This is a genomic window from Paenibacillus aestuarii, assembly GCF_027789125.1.
GTDB lineage: Bacteria > Bacillota > Bacilli > Paenibacillales > NBRC-103111 > Paenibacillus_E > Paenibacillus_E aestuarii.
In genome coordinates, this window is record NZ_JAQFVF010000023.1 from 235,526 (window position 1) to 252,362 (window position 16,837).

The 16,837-nt window shown below is 49.5% G+C and carries 16 protein-coding genes; 4 read left to right on the top strand and 12 right to left on the bottom strand.

All coding sequences use genetic code 11. The annotated features are described in order from the left end of the window. Position 1: 1 nt before the first annotated feature. The 4 genes from O9139_RS09730 to O9139_RS09745 all read right to left on the bottom strand — a co-directional run bounded on the left by O9139_RS09730 (position 2) and on the right by O9139_RS09745 (position 4,449). On the bottom strand, positions 2-850 hold the full coding sequence (locus O9139_RS09730) for a DegV family protein (RefSeq protein WP_270879266.1): 849 nt from the start codon (positions 848-850) through the stop codon (positions 2-4). Between the two features lie 504 nt (positions 851-1,354). Further along, positions 1,355-2,002: a response regulator gene (locus O9139_RS09735; protein WP_270879267.1), complete on the bottom strand. Its 648-nt coding sequence runs from the start codon at positions 2,000-2,002 to the stop codon at positions 1,355-1,357. Positions 2,003-2,014: 12 nt separating this feature from the next. After that, positions 2,015-3,661 carry a GAF domain-containing sensor histidine kinase gene (locus O9139_RS09740; protein WP_270879268.1) on the bottom strand — a complete coding sequence of 549 codons (1,647 nt, stop codon included), beginning with the start codon at positions 3,659-3,661 and terminating at the stop codon, positions 2,015-2,017. 17 nt (positions 3,662-3,678) lie between these two features. Then, positions 3,679-4,449 (bottom strand): SDR family NAD(P)-dependent oxidoreductase, encoded by a 771-nt coding sequence (locus O9139_RS09745; protein WP_270879269.1) that lies wholly within the window; start codon positions 4,447-4,449, stop codon positions 3,679-3,681. A gap of 46 nt (positions 4,450-4,495) precedes the next feature. Here O9139_RS09745 and trhA point away from each other — a divergent pair, with 46 nt between their 5' ends. Then, positions 4,496-5,125, top strand: coding sequence for a PAQR family membrane homeostasis protein TrhA (gene trhA / locus O9139_RS09750; protein WP_270879270.1), 630 nt, complete (start codon positions 4,496-4,498; stop codon positions 5,123-5,125). On the opposite strand, the gene O9139_RS09755 is transcribed toward trhA, so the two are convergent. Beyond that, positions 5,122-5,775 (bottom strand): GDSL-type esterase/lipase family protein, encoded by a 654-nt coding sequence (locus O9139_RS09755; RefSeq protein ID WP_270879271.1) that lies wholly within the window; start codon positions 5,773-5,775, stop codon positions 5,122-5,124. The two genes, trhA and O9139_RS09755, sit on opposite strands and share 4 nt — an antisense overlap. Positions 5,776-5,865: 90 nt before the next feature. Continuing rightward, positions 5,866-6,147 (bottom strand): hypothetical protein, encoded by a 282-nt coding sequence (locus tag O9139_RS09760; RefSeq protein WP_270879272.1) that lies wholly within the window; start codon positions 6,145-6,147, stop codon positions 5,866-5,868. 129 nt (positions 6,148-6,276) lie between these two features. On the opposite strand from O9139_RS09760, the gene O9139_RS09765 reads away from it, so the two are divergent. After that, a complete protein-coding gene (locus tag O9139_RS09765; RefSeq protein ID WP_270879273.1) occupies positions 6,277-7,440 on the top strand; it encodes a M20 family metallopeptidase in 1,164 nt (387 codons plus the stop codon). A 58-nt stretch (positions 7,441-7,498) separates the two neighbouring features. Here the strand turns inward: O9139_RS09765 and O9139_RS09770 are convergent, their stop codons facing one another. Continuing rightward, complete coding sequence (locus O9139_RS09770; RefSeq protein ID WP_270879274.1) at positions 7,499-8,800, bottom strand: MFS transporter; 1,302 nt, start codon at positions 8,798-8,800, stop codon at positions 7,499-7,501. Beyond that, positions 8,787-9,695 (bottom strand): DMT family transporter, encoded by a 909-nt coding sequence (locus O9139_RS09775; protein WP_333742558.1) that lies wholly within the window; start codon positions 9,693-9,695, stop codon positions 8,787-8,789. The genes O9139_RS09770 and O9139_RS09775 overlap by 14 nt, the downstream gene beginning before the upstream one ends. Positions 9,696-9,915: 220 nt before the next feature. Between O9139_RS09775 and O9139_RS09780 the strand changes: the two genes are divergently transcribed. Further along, entirely contained in the window at positions 9,916-12,003 is a 2,088-nt protein-coding gene (locus O9139_RS09780; RefSeq protein WP_270879275.1) for a sensor domain-containing protein, read from the top strand. Between the two features lie 59 nt (positions 12,004-12,062). On the opposite strand, the gene ytxJ is transcribed toward O9139_RS09780, so the two are convergent. Continuing rightward, positions 12,063-12,404, bottom strand: coding sequence for a bacillithiol system redox-active protein YtxJ (gene ytxJ, locus O9139_RS09785; RefSeq protein ID WP_270879276.1), 342 nt, complete (start codon positions 12,402-12,404; stop codon positions 12,063-12,065). Between the two features lie 158 nt (positions 12,405-12,562). Here ytxJ and O9139_RS09790 point away from each other — a divergent pair, with 158 nt between their 5' ends. Next, positions 12,563-13,288, top strand: coding sequence for a metallophosphoesterase (locus O9139_RS09790; protein ID WP_270879277.1), 726 nt, complete (start codon positions 12,563-12,565; stop codon positions 13,286-13,288). Positions 13,289-13,487: 199 nt separating this feature from the next. On the opposite strand, the gene O9139_RS09795 is transcribed toward O9139_RS09790, so the two are convergent. The 3 genes from O9139_RS09795 to O9139_RS09805 all read right to left on the bottom strand — a co-directional run bounded on the left by O9139_RS09795 (position 13,488) and on the right by O9139_RS09805 (position 16,814). After that, entirely contained in the window at positions 13,488-15,098 is a 1,611-nt protein-coding gene (locus O9139_RS09795) for a PucR family transcriptional regulator (protein WP_270879278.1), read from the bottom strand. Between the two features lie 680 nt (positions 15,099-15,778). Continuing rightward, positions 15,779-16,174: a DUF4259 domain-containing protein gene (locus O9139_RS09800; RefSeq protein WP_270879279.1), complete on the bottom strand. Its 396-nt coding sequence runs from the start codon at positions 16,172-16,174 to the stop codon at positions 15,779-15,781. A 223-nt stretch (positions 16,175-16,397) separates the two neighbouring features. Next, the gene (locus O9139_RS09805) at positions 16,398-16,814 is read right to left on the bottom strand and encodes a PaaI family thioesterase (protein ID WP_270879280.1); all 417 of its coding nucleotides are present in this window, start codon (positions 16,812-16,814) and stop codon (positions 16,398-16,400) included. Positions 16,815-16,837 lie beyond the last annotated feature (23 nt).

Sequence of the window (16,837 nt, forward strand, 5' to 3'; positions counted from 1 at the left end):
CTTATTTTTTGGCGAATACAATACCTACGGTCTGTGGACCGCAGTGGCTGGAAATCACACAGCCGGCTTCCGTGATCACAACGCGCTTCACCTTGGCGCGCTGTTCGATTTCTTTTTTCAAATATGCGGCCTCGTCAGAAGCCACAGCGTGTGTGACGAATAGAAAATCTTCGTCCATGTTGTCAGCGTATGCAAGCGCATTGTTCAACAGCTGAGCGAGCGCTTTGTCACGCTTACCCCGGACTTTATCGGTCAGCATCATCGCCCCGTTGATCACCTTCACGACCGGCCGAATCTTCAACAAGCTCCCGAGAAAGGCTTGAACACTGGAACAGCGTCCACCTTTATGCAGATACTCCAGTGTGTCGATGATGAACTCGACCTCGATCTTGGCTGCATGCGCTTCGACCAGCTCTGCAATCTGATCCACGCTCTTCCCTTCCTGTACGGCCTGCGCAGCTTTCAAGACTAACAATCCGATGCCTGTGGAAAGATTGCGGGAATCGATCACGGTCACCCGGCCATCTGCAAACTGAGAGGCGGCGACTTTCGCATTTTGTACGGTGGACGATAGTTCCGTAGACAGTCCGATATAAACGACATCGTCACCCGCTTCCACGTACGGGGCAAAAGCCTGTTCAAAGTCCGCCGGAGATGGCGCAGCCGTCTTAGGCAGTTTCCCGGTTTGCGTAACAAGCTCAAAAAGGCGCTTGGGCTGAATCGTTGTGCCGTCCTGATAGGATTCACTTTCAAAAACCACATAAAGCGGCACGACCTCAATCTGAAAAGCTTGTTTTAACTCTTCACTTAAATCACACGTGCTATCTGTAAATATTTGAATGCGGGACATATACGAACCACCTAGTCATATGAACTAACCCTACTACGAACCAATGAGGATTCGAAATTAGTATAATAGATCAAAATGGAAAGCTCAATCGCCCTGATAGGCCCGCCGGAAAAAAAATAAACCGCTAACATAACAGGCTTCTGTACGCATGTACGCCATTGCCTGATCTCAGCGGTTTATGCTTGATTTACTATACGCACGAATCATTCAGCGCGTTTCAACCATTTTTTTACATTCACAAACATGCCGTCTTTCAACAGTCTGCTTTGCTTCGCACACACATATTGTTCAACGAATAATGGATTCTCCAGCATCTCGTTCATCCCCTTAGCTTATGGTTCGTGTTTCATAAACCAATCTTAGCATTGGAACATGATTCCAGCGTCGGCGCCTTGAACGAGATGCCGCTACATAATTAGTCTAGCAACCAGGCTGGCAGAGTCGTACGACCAAAGTCGTAGACCGCCCGGATCGCCTAAATCGCGTAGATTCGGGTAGCTGAGTTTACGAGCTTAACCCCTTCTTCACGGCATAAATGGCCGCCTGCGTGCGATCCGCTAAGCCCAACTTGCTGAGCAGGTGGCTGACGTGGGTTTTCACCGTTTTTTCCGTGATGTGGCAGTGTGCGGCGATCTCCTTGTTGCTTTTACCTTGAGCCAGCAGCACGAGCACTTCTCGCTCACGCACAGTCAAGCTCTCGATGCAGCTGTCATCCGCTTCCTCCGGCGCTGGAGATGCCAGATGCGCCATCAGTTGATCCGTGATGCGCGGATGCAGCTGCGCTTGACCAGAATGCGCGCCGCGAATGGCGAGCACCAGTTCCTCCGGCTGCACATCCTTGAGCAGGTAGCCGTTCGCCCCGGCGCGGATCGCCGGCAGCACGTGATCCTGATCGGAGAACGTGGTCAAGACGATGACTTTCACATCCGGGTACAACAATTTGATTTGACGTGTAGCTTCAATCCCGTTCATGACGGGCATGATCAAATCGATGACAACAACGTCAGGATGAAGCTCCTTTACTTTGGACAGCGCTTCTTCTCCGTTGGAAGCTTCGCCCACAATTTCTATTCCAGCCTGCGTACCGAGAAAATAATGCAATCCCCTTAGCACGACGGCGTGATCATCGACCAGCAAAACGCGAATGGACATAATTCTCTCCTCTTATGAATGCATCATCATGGATAATGGCAAAGAAATACGAATAATCGTGCCCTTCCCTTTTTGGCTGTGCACACTGCAAGTTCCCCCGAGCGCTTCAGCTCTTTCCCGCATCGTATGCATACCGAACTTAACCTGGCGGGTCCTGCGGTCCATCACAAATCCAATGCCATCATCTTTAATTTCAAAATAGACCTGCTCCGCCTTGATGCGCAGCGTAATGACAGCTGACTTCGTCCTGGCGTGCTTGAGGACATTATTCAGTGCTTCTTGCCCGATCCTCCACAGCGCTTCCTCAACCATCCGCGGCAGTTCCTGGACGCCTTCCACTTGGGTCGAGATCGTCAGTCCGATTTGCTTCCCGTATTGTGCAAGCCCTGTAAGCAAGCCGTGCTCCAAGCCTGCCGGCCTGAGCTGTAAAATTAGCGAGCGCATCTCGGATAGCGAATTTTGCGACAGCTGCCGAATGTCGCTCAGTGCGTCCTTGACCACCGGCTCTGCTTCGCCCAGCATGCTTTCCAAGCCGCGCGAGGTCAGATTGAGGGAAAAGAGCATTTGGCTGACCGAATCGTGCAGGTCCCGCGCCAGACGGTTGCGCTCCTCACTGCGCGCCAAGTCACGCCGCTGTTCATACACTCTTGCGTTCTCGTAAGCAAGCGAAATATGATCAGCGAACGCCCTTGCCACCTCGGCGTCGACCGCATCAAAATATTGCCGCTTCGGGCTGCCCAGAAAAAATACGCCGATCGCCTGATCCCGAACCAGAATCGGCACAGCGACACCAGAGCGGATGTCAGGGTACAGCATCTTCTCTTTGCCCTCCCCCGGCGTAGTAAAGTGCCGATCGAAGCAGATCACTTCCTGCTGCCGGAAAGCTTGCGCGATCGGTCCGAGACTGCGCATGCTGAACGGTTGACAGCAGGAATACACCTTCCCGTTGATATATTCCGTACGCGGTGACAAACTGTCCCCTTCCTGGATGAACACCGTAACGAGCGGGATGTCGAACGCTTCGCCGAATCGCTGCACGGATTCACCGGGGATTTTTTCCGTTGTCAGCAGCCGGCCGACTGAGCGCGTGATCTCTCCGAGCTTGGTAAAATGAGCGGCCCGCTTCTGCTGCTGCCGATACAGCATCGTCCGTTCGATCGCCGTACCTATCTGGTACGCTACGGATTGGAGCAGAGACAGCTCCTCATCTGTGAAATGAATCTTTCCCGGTGAGGCGACGTTCAGAATGCCGAACATCTCTTGGCCCGCCCAAAGCGGAATCGTCGCATGATGGCTGATCCCTTCCGTATCGCCGTTGGCAATCTCCGCTTCTTCCTCCAGCCGTTCACAGCGCAAAATATTGACGGCATGCCGTAAGCGGCCATCGCGAAAACGGTCGATGCACCAGCAGGGCTTCTCCTTCAACGGGGCCATGTCGCTGCGGCGCAAAGCTGCGGGGATCCCCTCGGCAGATAAGCAGACATGCCCAAGCTCGGTATCTTTGCTAACGCGAAAAATCCAGCCGGCTTGCAAATTCGTCAACTCGAGCAGCTTCGCCAGGACGAGGGAAAGAACCGACTCCAGCTCATTAGACTGGTTTAGCGTTTCAGCGATCGTTTTGAGAATCACCAGTTCATTCGCACGAATTTCTGCAGACACAGGCCTCCTCCACCTTTCTAGAACCCGTAAATGGTCATTCCGCCATCAACAAATAACGTCTGTCCTGTGACATAGCTGGCTGCCTCAGAAGCCAAAAATACGGCGGGACCGACCAGCTCCGGCAGCTCGCCAACGCGCGCAAGCGGTGTACGGGCGACGATTTCGCCTAAATACTCAGGATCCGCGAGCAGCTTTTCCGTTAACGGCGTTTTAAAATACCAGGGGCCGATGCTGTTGACATTGATGCCGTATTTTCCCCACTCCAGTGCTAATACTTTGGTCATTTGAATCATGGCAGCTTTCGTTGCGGCGTATACAACACCGGTTCTTAGGGCAACCTGTCCAGCGACAGATGAAATATTGATAATTTTTCCAGCGCCCTGCTCCTTCATCCGGCTGCCGATCACTTGCGAGCATAAAAATGCCGATTTCAGATTAGTCTGCATAATCTTGTCCCATTCTTCATCGGTCACAGCCAGCGCTTGACTGCGGATGTTCATCCCGGCATTGTTGATCAGAATATCGATCCGTCCTGTCTGTTCGATGAGCTGGCTGACCGCTTGCTCGACTTGCTGTCTGTCGGTAACGTCGACGGTAATCGGGTAAGCTTGGCGACCTAACGCCCGGATTTCTGCAGCTACGCGCGCAAGATCCTCTTCTGTGCGGGCCAGAATAGCCACATCCGCTCCGGCTTCCGCAAGCCCGATTGCAAGCGCCCTGCCGATGCCACGGCCGGCTCCAGTGACTACAGCAACTTGATTATGTAATTGAAATGAAGGTAAATACATATTTTCATCGTCCTATTCTATATTAAATGGAAAGAAGGCTAATCGTATGGACTATTCAATTCGTGAAGAACGGGCTAATGCCATCAGTCACGGCATCGGCGTGCTGCTAAGCATCGTCGCATTCATCCTGCTTATCGTGCAGGCAAGCTTGCGGGGGGATGCTTGGCATATTGTCAGCTACAGCATATTCGGCGCAGCGCTGGTTACGCTCTATTCCTGCTCCACCCTGCTGCACAGCGTACAGCATCCTAAGCTCAAAGATTTGTTTGAAATTATGGACCATGCCGCCATTTATTTGTTAATCGCCGGCACCTATACCCCCTTCTTATTAGTCACCTTGCGCGGTCCCTTAGGCTGGACGCTATTCGCTGTGATCTGGGGGCTGGCTTTAATCGGCATGGTGTTCAAACTCTTTTTCGTCAAACGGTTTATGGTCACTTCGACGATATGCTACATAGCCATGGGCTGGCTGGTCATCCTGGCGTTCAAACCGCTCTATACCAATCTTCCTTTTGGCGGGATCCTCTGGCTAGTTATCGGCGGATTGCTTTACACGTTCGGCACCATCTTCTATCTCTGGCGTCGAGTCCCGTACCATCATTTGATTTGGCATATATTCGTCTTAGCCGGCAGCGCTTCGCATTTCATATCCATTTATGGCTATGTGCTGCACTAAATGATCAAATCCTGCAATCGCTGCACCGGAACCGTGCGTTCCACCTGACGGGCAACCGCTTCGTAGCCTTGCTCGTTCGGGTGGATATAATCATCGGCCAGATAACTGTCATCTTTATCGATGAAGGCGTCGTACACCTGAACATGAATAATATGCGGCTGTTCCAACTTACGCAAAATCAAATTAAAACGCTGCACCCAGTAAGCGGAATCCGGCACTTGCGGCAGCGGGTTATACAGGCCGATGAGGGCCATGACGTATGGCTTCGCACTGCCTTGATGCAAATGATCAATAACCTCAACGAGCTTCCGATAGTTGGCTTCGTAAACTTGCAGTGCGGTCTTTAGGTATTGAGAATCATTTTCAAAAAAAAAGGGAATTGCCGCCTGGATCAGGTCGTTGCCCCCTGCTGTGATGGTGATGACATCCGCATCTCGGACTTTCGCTTGCAAATTCGCATCCGTCTCCAGCTGGTTCAGCAGCTCTGTCGTCGTTGCCCCGTTTGTGCCTGCGTGCTGCAGGGTAACCGGCACATGCAGCAGCTGCGCTACCCATTGCTGGTATAAGACTACAAAACCCAAACCGGTCGGATCTCCAAAGCCTACTGTTAACGAATCCCCGAATGCCAGATAATTGATCGTCTTCTCCACCGCAATCACTCTCCCAAGCTGACTTATTACCAATGTATGCACGTTCGCCCTAATTGGGCACGTCAAGCCAGGCCATGGGGTGAAGTTTTTCTAGGCGAGCAACGGTTGAACGAACCTTTCGATCTGATCTTTTTCCATCCCTGTAAATTGATACTCGCAATCACAACCTTCGTCCAGCAGGACGATTTGAATGATATCCCCCACTTGGTTGCAGATGACGAGAACCGATGGGTCCTGCAGCTCCTCAGGCAGCGCTTGACCAGCCTCCGGGTGAATGCCGAGAAAAATATCCAGCCATTGCCCCCGTGTCTCTTTCTCCAATAAAGATAATGTAAACCGATGCTCCTGAGGCTCGGCGCCGTATTTCATCATTCGAATTGACCTCCTGTTAACAAACATATGTCAACTATTGTAACTCAGCTTCGCAAAAAGTGGTAGTTCGCTCTTCTTTATACTACAATAAAGATAAGAACGGATTGATGAAGGAGTAGGAGCTTCCCCATGAAAACAACCATTAATCAGACGATTGATCAGCACGCCGACCGTTTCAAAGCCATCTCCAGCTTCATTGGCGCGAATCCAGAGCTAGGTCATGAAGAATTTCTCGCCTTTGCGCGCTTGACCGAGGAGCTTGAGCACCACGGCTTCCAAGTGGAACGCGGTGTCTTAGATATCCCTACAGCATTTCTGGCTACATACGATTCCGGCAAGCCCGGCCCTGTCGTGGCCTTCCTTGCTGAATATGACGCGCTGGCTGAGCTCGGCCACGCGTGCGGCCATCATCTCATCTGCATGATGAGCATCGGCGCTGCGGTCGGCCTGAAAGCGGTAATCGCCGAAACCGGTGGTGTCATTCGCGTTTACGGCACGCCTGCGGAGGAAACGAAAGGTGCCAAGGTGCCGATGGCGGCAGCCGGCATGTTCCACGATGTGGATATCGCTTTAATGGCGCATCCTTACTATACATATGAGAAATCCGGCGAATCGCTGGCGATGGACGCCATCCAATACGAGTTTTTCGGCCGCCCGGCCCATGCCGCTGCCCAGCCTTATGAAGGCATCAACGCATTGGATGCTGTCCTGCAGCTGTTCAACTCGATCAATGCGCTTCGCCAGCAAGTCAAATCCGACGCGCGCATCCACGGCATCATCAGCGAAGGTGGTAAAGCGCCGAATATTATTCCGGATTATGCGGTGGCGCAATTTTATATCCGTTCCGCAACCCGCGCTTACACGAACGAGCTCGTCGAGAAAGTGCTGCGCTGTGCGGAAGGCGCTGCCTTGCAAACCGGCTGTACGCTTCGCACGTCGAATTACGAGTTTTCGTACGATGAGCTGCGGACGAATGAAACGTTTTCCGAGGTGTTTACTGCGAATTTGTATGCCATGGGCGTTCAGCCGAACGAGATCGAAATCGGCAAAGATCACGGCTCCCTCGACCTCGGGAATGTCTCGATTCAATGTCCGACGATTCATCCATTCGTCAAGATTATCGACGAGAAACATAATTTGCATACCAAAGAGTTTCGCGACTTGGCGATGCAGGAACGTGCCTTGGACAGCATGATTTTCACGGCGAAAGTTTTGGCGCAAACGGCCTATGATGTGCTGTCTGATGCGGCGCTATTGGAACGAATCAAAGCTGAGTTCAAAGCGAAGATATAATGCATAAAGGACTTCCAACTCCACGATCCCGTGAAATTGGAAGTCCTTTTGCGTTGGCTTACGCCGTCACGCCGGTTGAATGATTGTGGATGTGCTCGGCCTTCGTTTTGCGCTCCGACAAACGGACCAAGATGGAATAAAACATGATCATGCCGACAAAACCGCACACCCCGATCATCGTGGCCATCAGCCACGAAGACAAATACCCGCCGAGGATCACACCGCCTCCGCCAAGCAGCATCGCGCCTTTGTAAACTAAGCCGTATAAAGCCATGTAGGAGCTTCTCGCGTGATCAGGCGCAATGTCCCCGAGGTACGCCTGCTTGATCGGCACATACATCAGTTCGCCAACGGTTGCGATCAGCATAGTGAGCAGCAAGAGCCAAGGCTGATTGCTGTATGCGAGATAGCTGTAGCCTAGAATATAGCAGGTATAGCCGATGAACAGCACTTTGCCGTCCGGAAAGCGCTTCATGATCGCTGTCATCACCAGGGAAAGTACGACGACGAGGACGGTATTCTCCGTGCGTAGGAAGCCGATCATTTTCAAACCGTCCACATGCAGGCTGAGACTGCCCCAATCTAGGAATGGCGCATCGACCATCTCTTTGCCCAAGCGCACCGATATGTAATTGCCAAGATGAAATTCTACAGAAACAAGCAGCAAAGAAGCAATGGTGAAGATCATGAAAGTCGAATCTTTGATCACTGCGCTATAATTTGCAAAAATCGAGAGTGTTCCGGATGCGTTGTGGCCTTCTTTGCATTCTTTGGTCCCCTGCACCGGATGATAAACTTCATTAATGAAGAAATAAGTAACAAGTAATGAAAGAAGTCCGATGACCGATAAGCCGATAAACAATTCGAAGAGGTACGATTTGAACAAAAACGCACCGGCCATCCCGGCGACAGCAAAGCTCAGGTTGTTCATCCAGTACGTAATGGCATACATGTACTTGCGCGTCTCCGGAGCGGTGACATCGAGCAGCATCGCATCACTCGCCGGACCGTGAATCCCCCAGAACATGCTGACGGCAATCATCAGCACAAACGTGATTCCCGGCGATTCCAGCCATGGCGAGTTCGAGAGGGCCATCCCGGCAAAACACAGCATCCAGCCGACTTCAGCAGCCAGCATCAGTTTCTTCCTGCCGATGCGATCTCCGTAATACCCGCCGATGACGCCCGCCAGTACACCAGCGAGGATTCCGAGTATGACGACCAGACCTGCGCTCGTGTCCCCCATTTTGCCTGAAAAATAAATGGACATGAACGGCAGCACCATATTGTTCGCTGTGCCTGAAATAAATGACAGGCCAATCCGTATTTTTACATTGCGATGAAAATCACGGAACCTCATGCTGTACCCCCGTCTCTTTCTCGTTACTTCGAAGAAATAATCCTACCCCCACCAGCAGTAAGCATCCCGCCCAAAGCTGCAGCAGCGTAACCGTTTCGCCCAGAAGCACATAAGCCAGCAGTGTTGCTCCCAGAGGCTCGCCGAGCACCGTCATGGAAATCGATGTCGCTTTCATATATTTGAGCAACCAATTGAACACATAATGGCCAAATACGGTCGGGACGATGGCAAGCAGGAAGAAAATTCCCCATTCACGCAGCGGATACCCGCTAAAAGCCGCTTGGGCAAACAAGTTGTATACAAAAAGCACGGCTGCAGCAAACAGGAAGACAAAAAAACTGTACACAAATGCGGACATATGTTTGCGAATGCTTTGACCTAAAAGCATATGTACGGCAACGGCGATCGTCCCGACCAAAGAGAGCACATCTCCTTTGAGAGCGTCGCCAGAGAAGCGGAAATCCCCCCAGCCGATGCAGACAGCGCCGACTATGGCGATGATCATCGCGAATAAAGCTGTGCGGGTCGTTCGCTGACCGAACATGATGAAGCCGCCGACTAAAACAAGAATCGGCTCCAGTGTCAATATTGCGGTTGAACTGGCAACGGTCGTGTAGCGCAGCGAATCCATCCAAAATAAAAAATGCAGACCGAGCGCGATGCCTGAAACAGCCGTCCGCAGCCAATCTTTAATTCCAATGCGAGCGATTTCTGGCATATAGCGCCAAAGAAATGGCAGCATTAACACATTGGTCATCAGCAGACGGTACATGGCGATGACAGCGGCCGGTGCTGTCGACCATTTAATAAATATGGATGAAAACGATATAGCGATAATGCCGATAAAAAGAAACACGGATACAGGTACTTTCGGTTTATTCATCGTTGTATTCAACTTACAATTCTCCTTGCTTTATACGGGTAGACGTTTCCGTTTAAGTATAGTAGAGGATCTGTTCCTTGCCAATCTTTTTTCAGCCAACGTTCAATTACGCCAGGCGCATGTCGAATCCAAGCAAATTTTGTCCGGGTTAAAAATAATTTATCAGGCAAAGTCGAGCAATTTCATATATAATGGAAACTATGATAATTGCGTAATTACGGAGGTTGCAGCATTGACATCATTTTTCAGCACCGAACGAATGAATAAGCTTGAGCAGGATCTTCATTATGCGCAAGAAATCGTTGAGGCATTGACTGGTCATAGTGCCGTCGCGTTCGTCGTTTGCGACCTCAATCACCGCGTTCAATATAGTAATGAAAGATTTCACAAGACTTTTGGCTGGAACGCTCCGGAATTGTTCGGGCAATCGCTGCCCACCATTCCTGTAGAGGTACGACAATCTTTTCAGGAACTTCTCCACGTGAACCATTGGGAATTTCAAACAACCGGCGCACGCCGGCTATGCAAGGACGAATCGACGCTAACCGTGCAGGAATCCGTGATGCCGCTTCGCGATCTGGAAGGCACCGTCACAGCGTACGCGTATGTCGTTTCGGATATAACAGACAACAGCAACGATGTAGAACGCAAGCTGATGGAAAGCCGGCAGCGACTGCAGTCCTTGTTTGATAATAATCCGGATGCGGTCATTTCATTAGATATGTCTGGCAAATTGACAGGGATGAATCCAGCGACCTACCGATTAAGTGGCTATACGCTGGAGGAACTCGGCAGACTTCCGGTCGAACAGCTGTTCGCTCCTCAGGATCTTCATCAATTTCGCCAAGGGTTCGAGCGTACAATGAGCGGTCGACCGCAAAACTTTGAAACGATGATTTCCAGTAAAAATGGCGCAAAATTAGCACTTCATGTCACCTTGGTGCCAATTTCTTATGACGGAACGATTAACGGCGTCTATGGAATCGCCAAAAATATAACCGAGCGGAAACAAGCCGAAGATCTGATCCAGTATATGGCCTACTACGATGCCTTGACGGATCTGCCTAACCGCCGACTATTTGAGCGCAAAGTAATGCTGCATCTGAACGAGGCGGATGAAGGACAGACCAAAATTGCCATTCTCTATCTCGATTTGGACGGCTTTAAATTTATTAATGATTCGCTAGGGCACAGTTTCGGCGACCTTGTCTTGAAAGAAGTTGCTGCCCGGTTGAAATCGAGTACGCGTGAAATCGATACCGTCGGTCGCATGGGTGGTGACGAGTTCACCATTTGCATCCCTCATGTGCGGACAACAGAAGATGTACAGCCGATTGCGGAACGCATTTTGCACGAACTTCGCCAGCCCTTCCAGCTGCAAGGCCAGGATTTCTACCTGTCCGCCAGTATTGGCGTCGCCTTGTATCCCGATCACGGCAGCCAGGCGGAGATGCTGATGCATCATGCGGACACAGCCCTTTATAAAGTGAAAGAATACGGAAAAAATCACGTAAAAATTTATTCGCAATCGATGAATGAGGAAGCGATTCGCCGCCAACAGTTGGAGAGCGAGCTGCACAAAGCGCTGAAACGGGACGAATTCATTCTACATTATCAGCCGCAAATCGATGTCCAGACCGATAAAATCATCGGCTTGGAAGCGCTCGTGCGATGGGATCATCCGTTCCGTGGACTCATGTACCCGGGGGATTTTATTACCATAGCCGAAGAAACGGGACTTATCGTGCCAATCGGTAAAAAAGTGTTAGAGATGGCCTGCAGACAGTGTAAAACATGGCATGATCAAGGCTTTACCAATTTGCGCGTCGCGGTTAACCTGTCACAAATTCAATTGCGGCAAGATGATTTCGTCGACACCGTGGATCGCATCTTAAGGGCTGCAGGACTGCCGCCAACCGCATTGGAACTTGAGATTACGGAAAGTATCGCCATGCATAACACCGAATTTGTGTTAAAACAATTACACAACCTGGTTGCGTTAGGCGTGCAAATTTCCATTGATGATTTCGGCACGGGCTTCTCGTCCCTCAGCTATTTGAGCAAGTTTCCGATCCATCGCCTCAAAATCGACCGCTCCTTTATTACGAATATTGCTAATCGCTCGGAATCGGCCATTATCACATCCATTGTAGGCCTTGCGCATAATTTGAATTTGAGCGTGATTGTCGAAGGCGTTGAAACACAGCTGCAGAGAGAGGTACTGCCTAAGCTTGGCTGCACGGAAATGCAAGGCTATTTATTTAGCAAGCCCGTTCCGCCTGAAGTTTGCATCCCGCTGCTGAAGAAATCTACCATCTAAAGAAAAAAGCCCTTGCGAAGCGGCTCGTCCAACGAACTGCTTCCATGGGCTTTCCTGTATTAATCCAATACTGCTGTCATATGTTTAGCCGTTACCGACCAATGCGATGTGTTCCAGATCGATTCTTTATTTTTAAAATAAAGGATTTGCGGTGAAGCGTGTTTGATTCCGAGGTCTTCGGCAATTTGATTGGACACAGGACGCGACTCAATGACTTTTACCATATAGTAATCGACATCTTGATTCGGCTCTCCCGCCAAATATTCCTCATACTCTTCCATTGCGCTTGCGCTCACTGGGCATGTAGTGCTGTGCTTCAGGATTACCACCGGTTTCTCTGCAGAGCGATCCAGCACTTGCTGCCATTCTTCAAGTGTCGTTAATTCTTTCCAAGCCGACATGCGAACTTCCCCCTTCCCTCTTAATGAGAATAATTATAAAAGAAGCGGCAGTCAGATGCAAATAGGAGTATTGCATGCGTATCATTCGCTTTCAACGCCTACCAGATGGTATAATTGTATGGTAATTTTATACATTTATTATACAATTGGAGGCCGGTATGCCGCCTAACCCCTTACTCTCCAGGCGTTCTTTTTTGAAAAAAGGCGTGCTGTCCCTCGGCGCTTTGCTGGCCGCCGGCAGTTTAGCTGGCAGCTATTCATCGTTGTGGGAACCGCGCTGGTACGAAATTACCCGCACCAGGATGCCCTTCGCTCGGCTGCCGCAAGCCTTTCACGGCATCAATATTGTGCAGATTAGCGATATACATATCGGTCATCATTTTAATCTGACTCATCTCACCAAAGTCATGAACCTTGTGCGGCAGCTGAAGCCGGATCTTCTCACCTTCACAGGCGATTTATTCGATTCTTGGGTGAGTGAGGATCCGAAAGAAACGAGCCGGCTCCTCGCTAGCGTGGATGCACCGCTCGGCAAGTGGGCCGTTCTTGGCAACCACGATACCTACACGGGTACCACCGAAACAGCAGCCATCCTGAAAAATGGCGGATTCGAGGTGCTCTCCAACGCCCATGCGACAATTCGCAAGAATGGCCAAACTTTGCAAATTGCCGGCGTAGAAGACATGTGGACAGGCAAACCGAATTTGAGCAAAGCGCTCGCCGGCTCCTCTGCCGACGCGTTCACGCTCTTGCTCTCGCATTCGGCGAATTATGCCGACGTTGCCGCAGCTGGGGCTGGGGCTGGAGCTGGAGCTAGGGCTCATTCAGCCGATTTGCAGCTCTCCGGCCATAGTCACGGCGGCCAAGTGCGCCTGCCCTGCTAGGGGCGGTGAAAACGCCGCCATTCGGCGATAAATATGTGATGGGTTTGCATCAAGTGCCGAATTCGAAGCTGCTGGTGTATACCACTCGCGGGATCGGCACCTCCCTCTACCCCATCCGCTTCATGTGTCGCCCGGAAATTACGGTGCTGACGCTGGAAAGCACAAAACCCTGAGCGTAGTCGAAGCTCAGGGTTCTTCTTCATATTCTTGCATGTAAAAATTGGCGGAACAAAAATACAGCTTTCAGCTTTAATAAATCGTTGACTTTTTTAAAGTCCACTTGCAGAAGATCACTAATTTTTTCCAAACGGTACGTGACCGTATTGCGGTGGATGTATAATTGCTTGGCCGCTTCGCTTACTTGGCCGTCATTGCGGATGAATACTTCCAGCGTTCGGATCATCTCTTGCGAATATTCAGCATCCTTTTCCAGCAGCGGACGCAATATTTTGGTGCAATAGGCTTCCATCGTCTCGGATGAAATATGCTGAAACAAATGCGCAAATTCAATCGTTTCATATTGAAGCACACGATCACATAGGCCGAGCCGGCTTGACAAGGTCATTGTTTCCAAGCTTTCCAAATACGCTTCGCGCAGGGCGTTCGGCTTTGTTTTGACCGGGCTGACATAGAAGGATACGCCATCGGCTTCTTTTAAACCGGAAGTATCGGCGGCATACTTCGCCAACATCTGTGACAGCTGCTCTTCCGGGAACGTAGCGGGTGTATTCGCCGTGTATATGGAGAAGAGCATATCTTTGAGCCCAAAATGCTGCGCTTGCAAGCTCGATGATTTGGGCTGCGCGTCCATGTAGCGCTTGAGCTCTTTGAGCTGAGCTGCGATAGACTCTTCCGTCAACTTAGCGCCTTGATTGCTCCGCAGCTTGCCGATCACGCACTGATAAGCGCCACCGAATAAGTTCACCCCTCTGGCTTGAGCTTGTTCCATGAACGCTTCCAGCGATGTTCCCCGCTCCAAATACCGCGCCAGCCCATTCTGCAAGTCGCGTTGGGCCGTTTCCTCCATATGAGACCTGAACGTAAAGCCCATATGAAAAGCTAAAATATCCGCAACTTGTTGAAAGAGACCTTCTTCTACATTCGCGATCAGCACTGCGTCAGGCATAATCAGCAAGCTGCCCAACCCTTCATCCACTTGCCCGGTTAGCGCCACTCGATAAGCGCGATCTTTCCCTGTATATACCCAGCCTGCTTTGCGCTTCCAAGGCCAGTTCATTTGCAGCTGATCATTCGACCATGAGCTCGTATTAAAAAGAATTTGGCCATTCGTGCCGATGACTGCCATCGGATAACCGACAATGCTGCTAATCATTGTGAACATGGCGACCATGTCATCTTGCTTCAGGCCGAATTGCATTAATTTCTTCTGCTTTTCCAGTACGCTTTGCAGCTGCTGTGTATTTCTGCGGTATTCTGCGTTGAATAACGCGTTCATTTGATCGGAAAATGTAAACTGGAATGGCATCTCAATTATCGGAAAATGCAAACGGTTCGCTTCTTCTACAACCATCTGCGGCAGTTCAGACCAGTAACGACCAAGTTTGATGCCTAGCCCTGCTGCTCCCCGCTCGTTTAACTTGCGCAGCAAATTAACGGTTTCCTGAGGGGAGTCTTTCATCGCGAACGCCGTTGTGAACAGCATCTCGCCTGATTTAGTCCAATCTGCGATATCCGGCGCATCCATGACGTTGACGGATTTAACGATCCGCGAATCTCCCTGCTTGCCGGCCACCAGCTTCGCTTCCGTTAATGGATAGATTGTTAACGCCTCTCGGATTGTCAGATGCATAACGCGTTCCCCCTCATTGCCTTTTTTTTGATTATAGGATGACATTGGCAAGGGAGTCAACTACTTTATGTTAGTTTAAATGACATAAACAAGAGAAAATTGAACTTTTTTTGAAATATTGAACATTTTGATGTCATATATGTTTACATCATATTAATATTCCAACTTGTATGAGGGAGGATGGCTCAAAACTTAATATTTACTCTTCGTGTCTTTAGCACTAGCTGGATGTTATAATTTGGAAATTAGTAGTAAATTAAAAGAGGCCGACTACAATGTTAAATCGTTTTTTCAGTAAAATTTATTTCAAGATTTCATCATTTAAACAAAATATGAAGCAGCTCCCAGGGGACCTCCAAGTATTTGATGAAAACTGGATCGCTGAAACCCGTCTGATATTCATTTTTTCTAGAATCCAGCAGCAGAATATTTTTCGATTTTTTCTTCTAAAAACAAGCAAATAATTAAGCCAACCCCAATAATTAGATAATTAATATGGATGGTAATCTCTAAATTTAACAAGGATTAAAATCGGAATAATTACAATTCCATCAATAATGGAGATCATTATTAAATGCTTTTTCGATATGTTCGGTGAATTAAAATTCCATAAGTAATACCTGACAAAAGCACCAAAAAGGCAAATCACCGAAATTAATAATACTGATTTCCAATCCATATTAATCCTGCAATCGACCTTCCAGCTCTTTAATCTGCCCACGCCACTCTTCATAACAATCCGATTCTTCCCATAAATCCTTTAGCTCGGAATCATCACCAAGAACTCGTTTTAGTGCTTTTCTCGAAACTTCAACTAAAATTTTGTCGAAATCTTTCTGTGAATCAAGCCACTCGATTAACTCTTCAGAAAGGTCCTCACTTGGCCTTCCAATTAAAGCAGCTACGACTTCAGCTGCAGCAATGGCTTGAGAAGCTTCACAAGCATCTAAATATTGTTCATGACCAACCAACTCTAACGTTTTTTTTAGAAATTCATGACCTTCGGAATCAAGCAAATCCCCTACCCAATCTAATGCATCATCGTTATCAAATGATTTAGTCCCCCAAGCACCCATAATTACTGCCTCCAAACAAATATGTTATTTTTATTCCGGCACTCTTTGTATAGAGCTACTATACATCTTAACATAGTAAATTCGACCTTAATATACATTTTCTGTATCTTAGAAACTACTAAAAAGCAACCGATCCACCGATCGGCTGCTTTTCACTCAACTAGACACAAATAGCGAAAGGGTCCCTTCCGCTATTCCTGCTCTACACTCCGCATTGCATACATTAAATCACACGGAACGTCCCGGTCCCCATGGCACATAAGTTGCCCTCGGTATCGGTGACTCTGCCTTGTGTTGTAATCATTTTGCGCGACTGGTGAACGATTTCCGCCGTTACGAGCATCCGGCCTTCGTTCAGCGGTGAGACGAAGTGTACGTTCAAGTTCGTCGTGACGGATTTCTCATCAGGGCGAGCCGTCATGACAACAATCCCCATCGCATTATCCAGCAGCGACGAAAGCACGCCGCCATGCACAATGCCCAGGGGATTCAAATGATGCGGCTTCGCATCCAGTGCGATCGTCACTGTACCATTCTCCAAACCAACAAACTCACAACCAAGAAAGCCCCAGAATGTCGGTTCCGCAGCCGAAGCCAGACGTTGCAGGCGTTGTTCTAATTCTGAATTGGTTACATTCACAGGGTTTCCCTCCGTTTCCATCT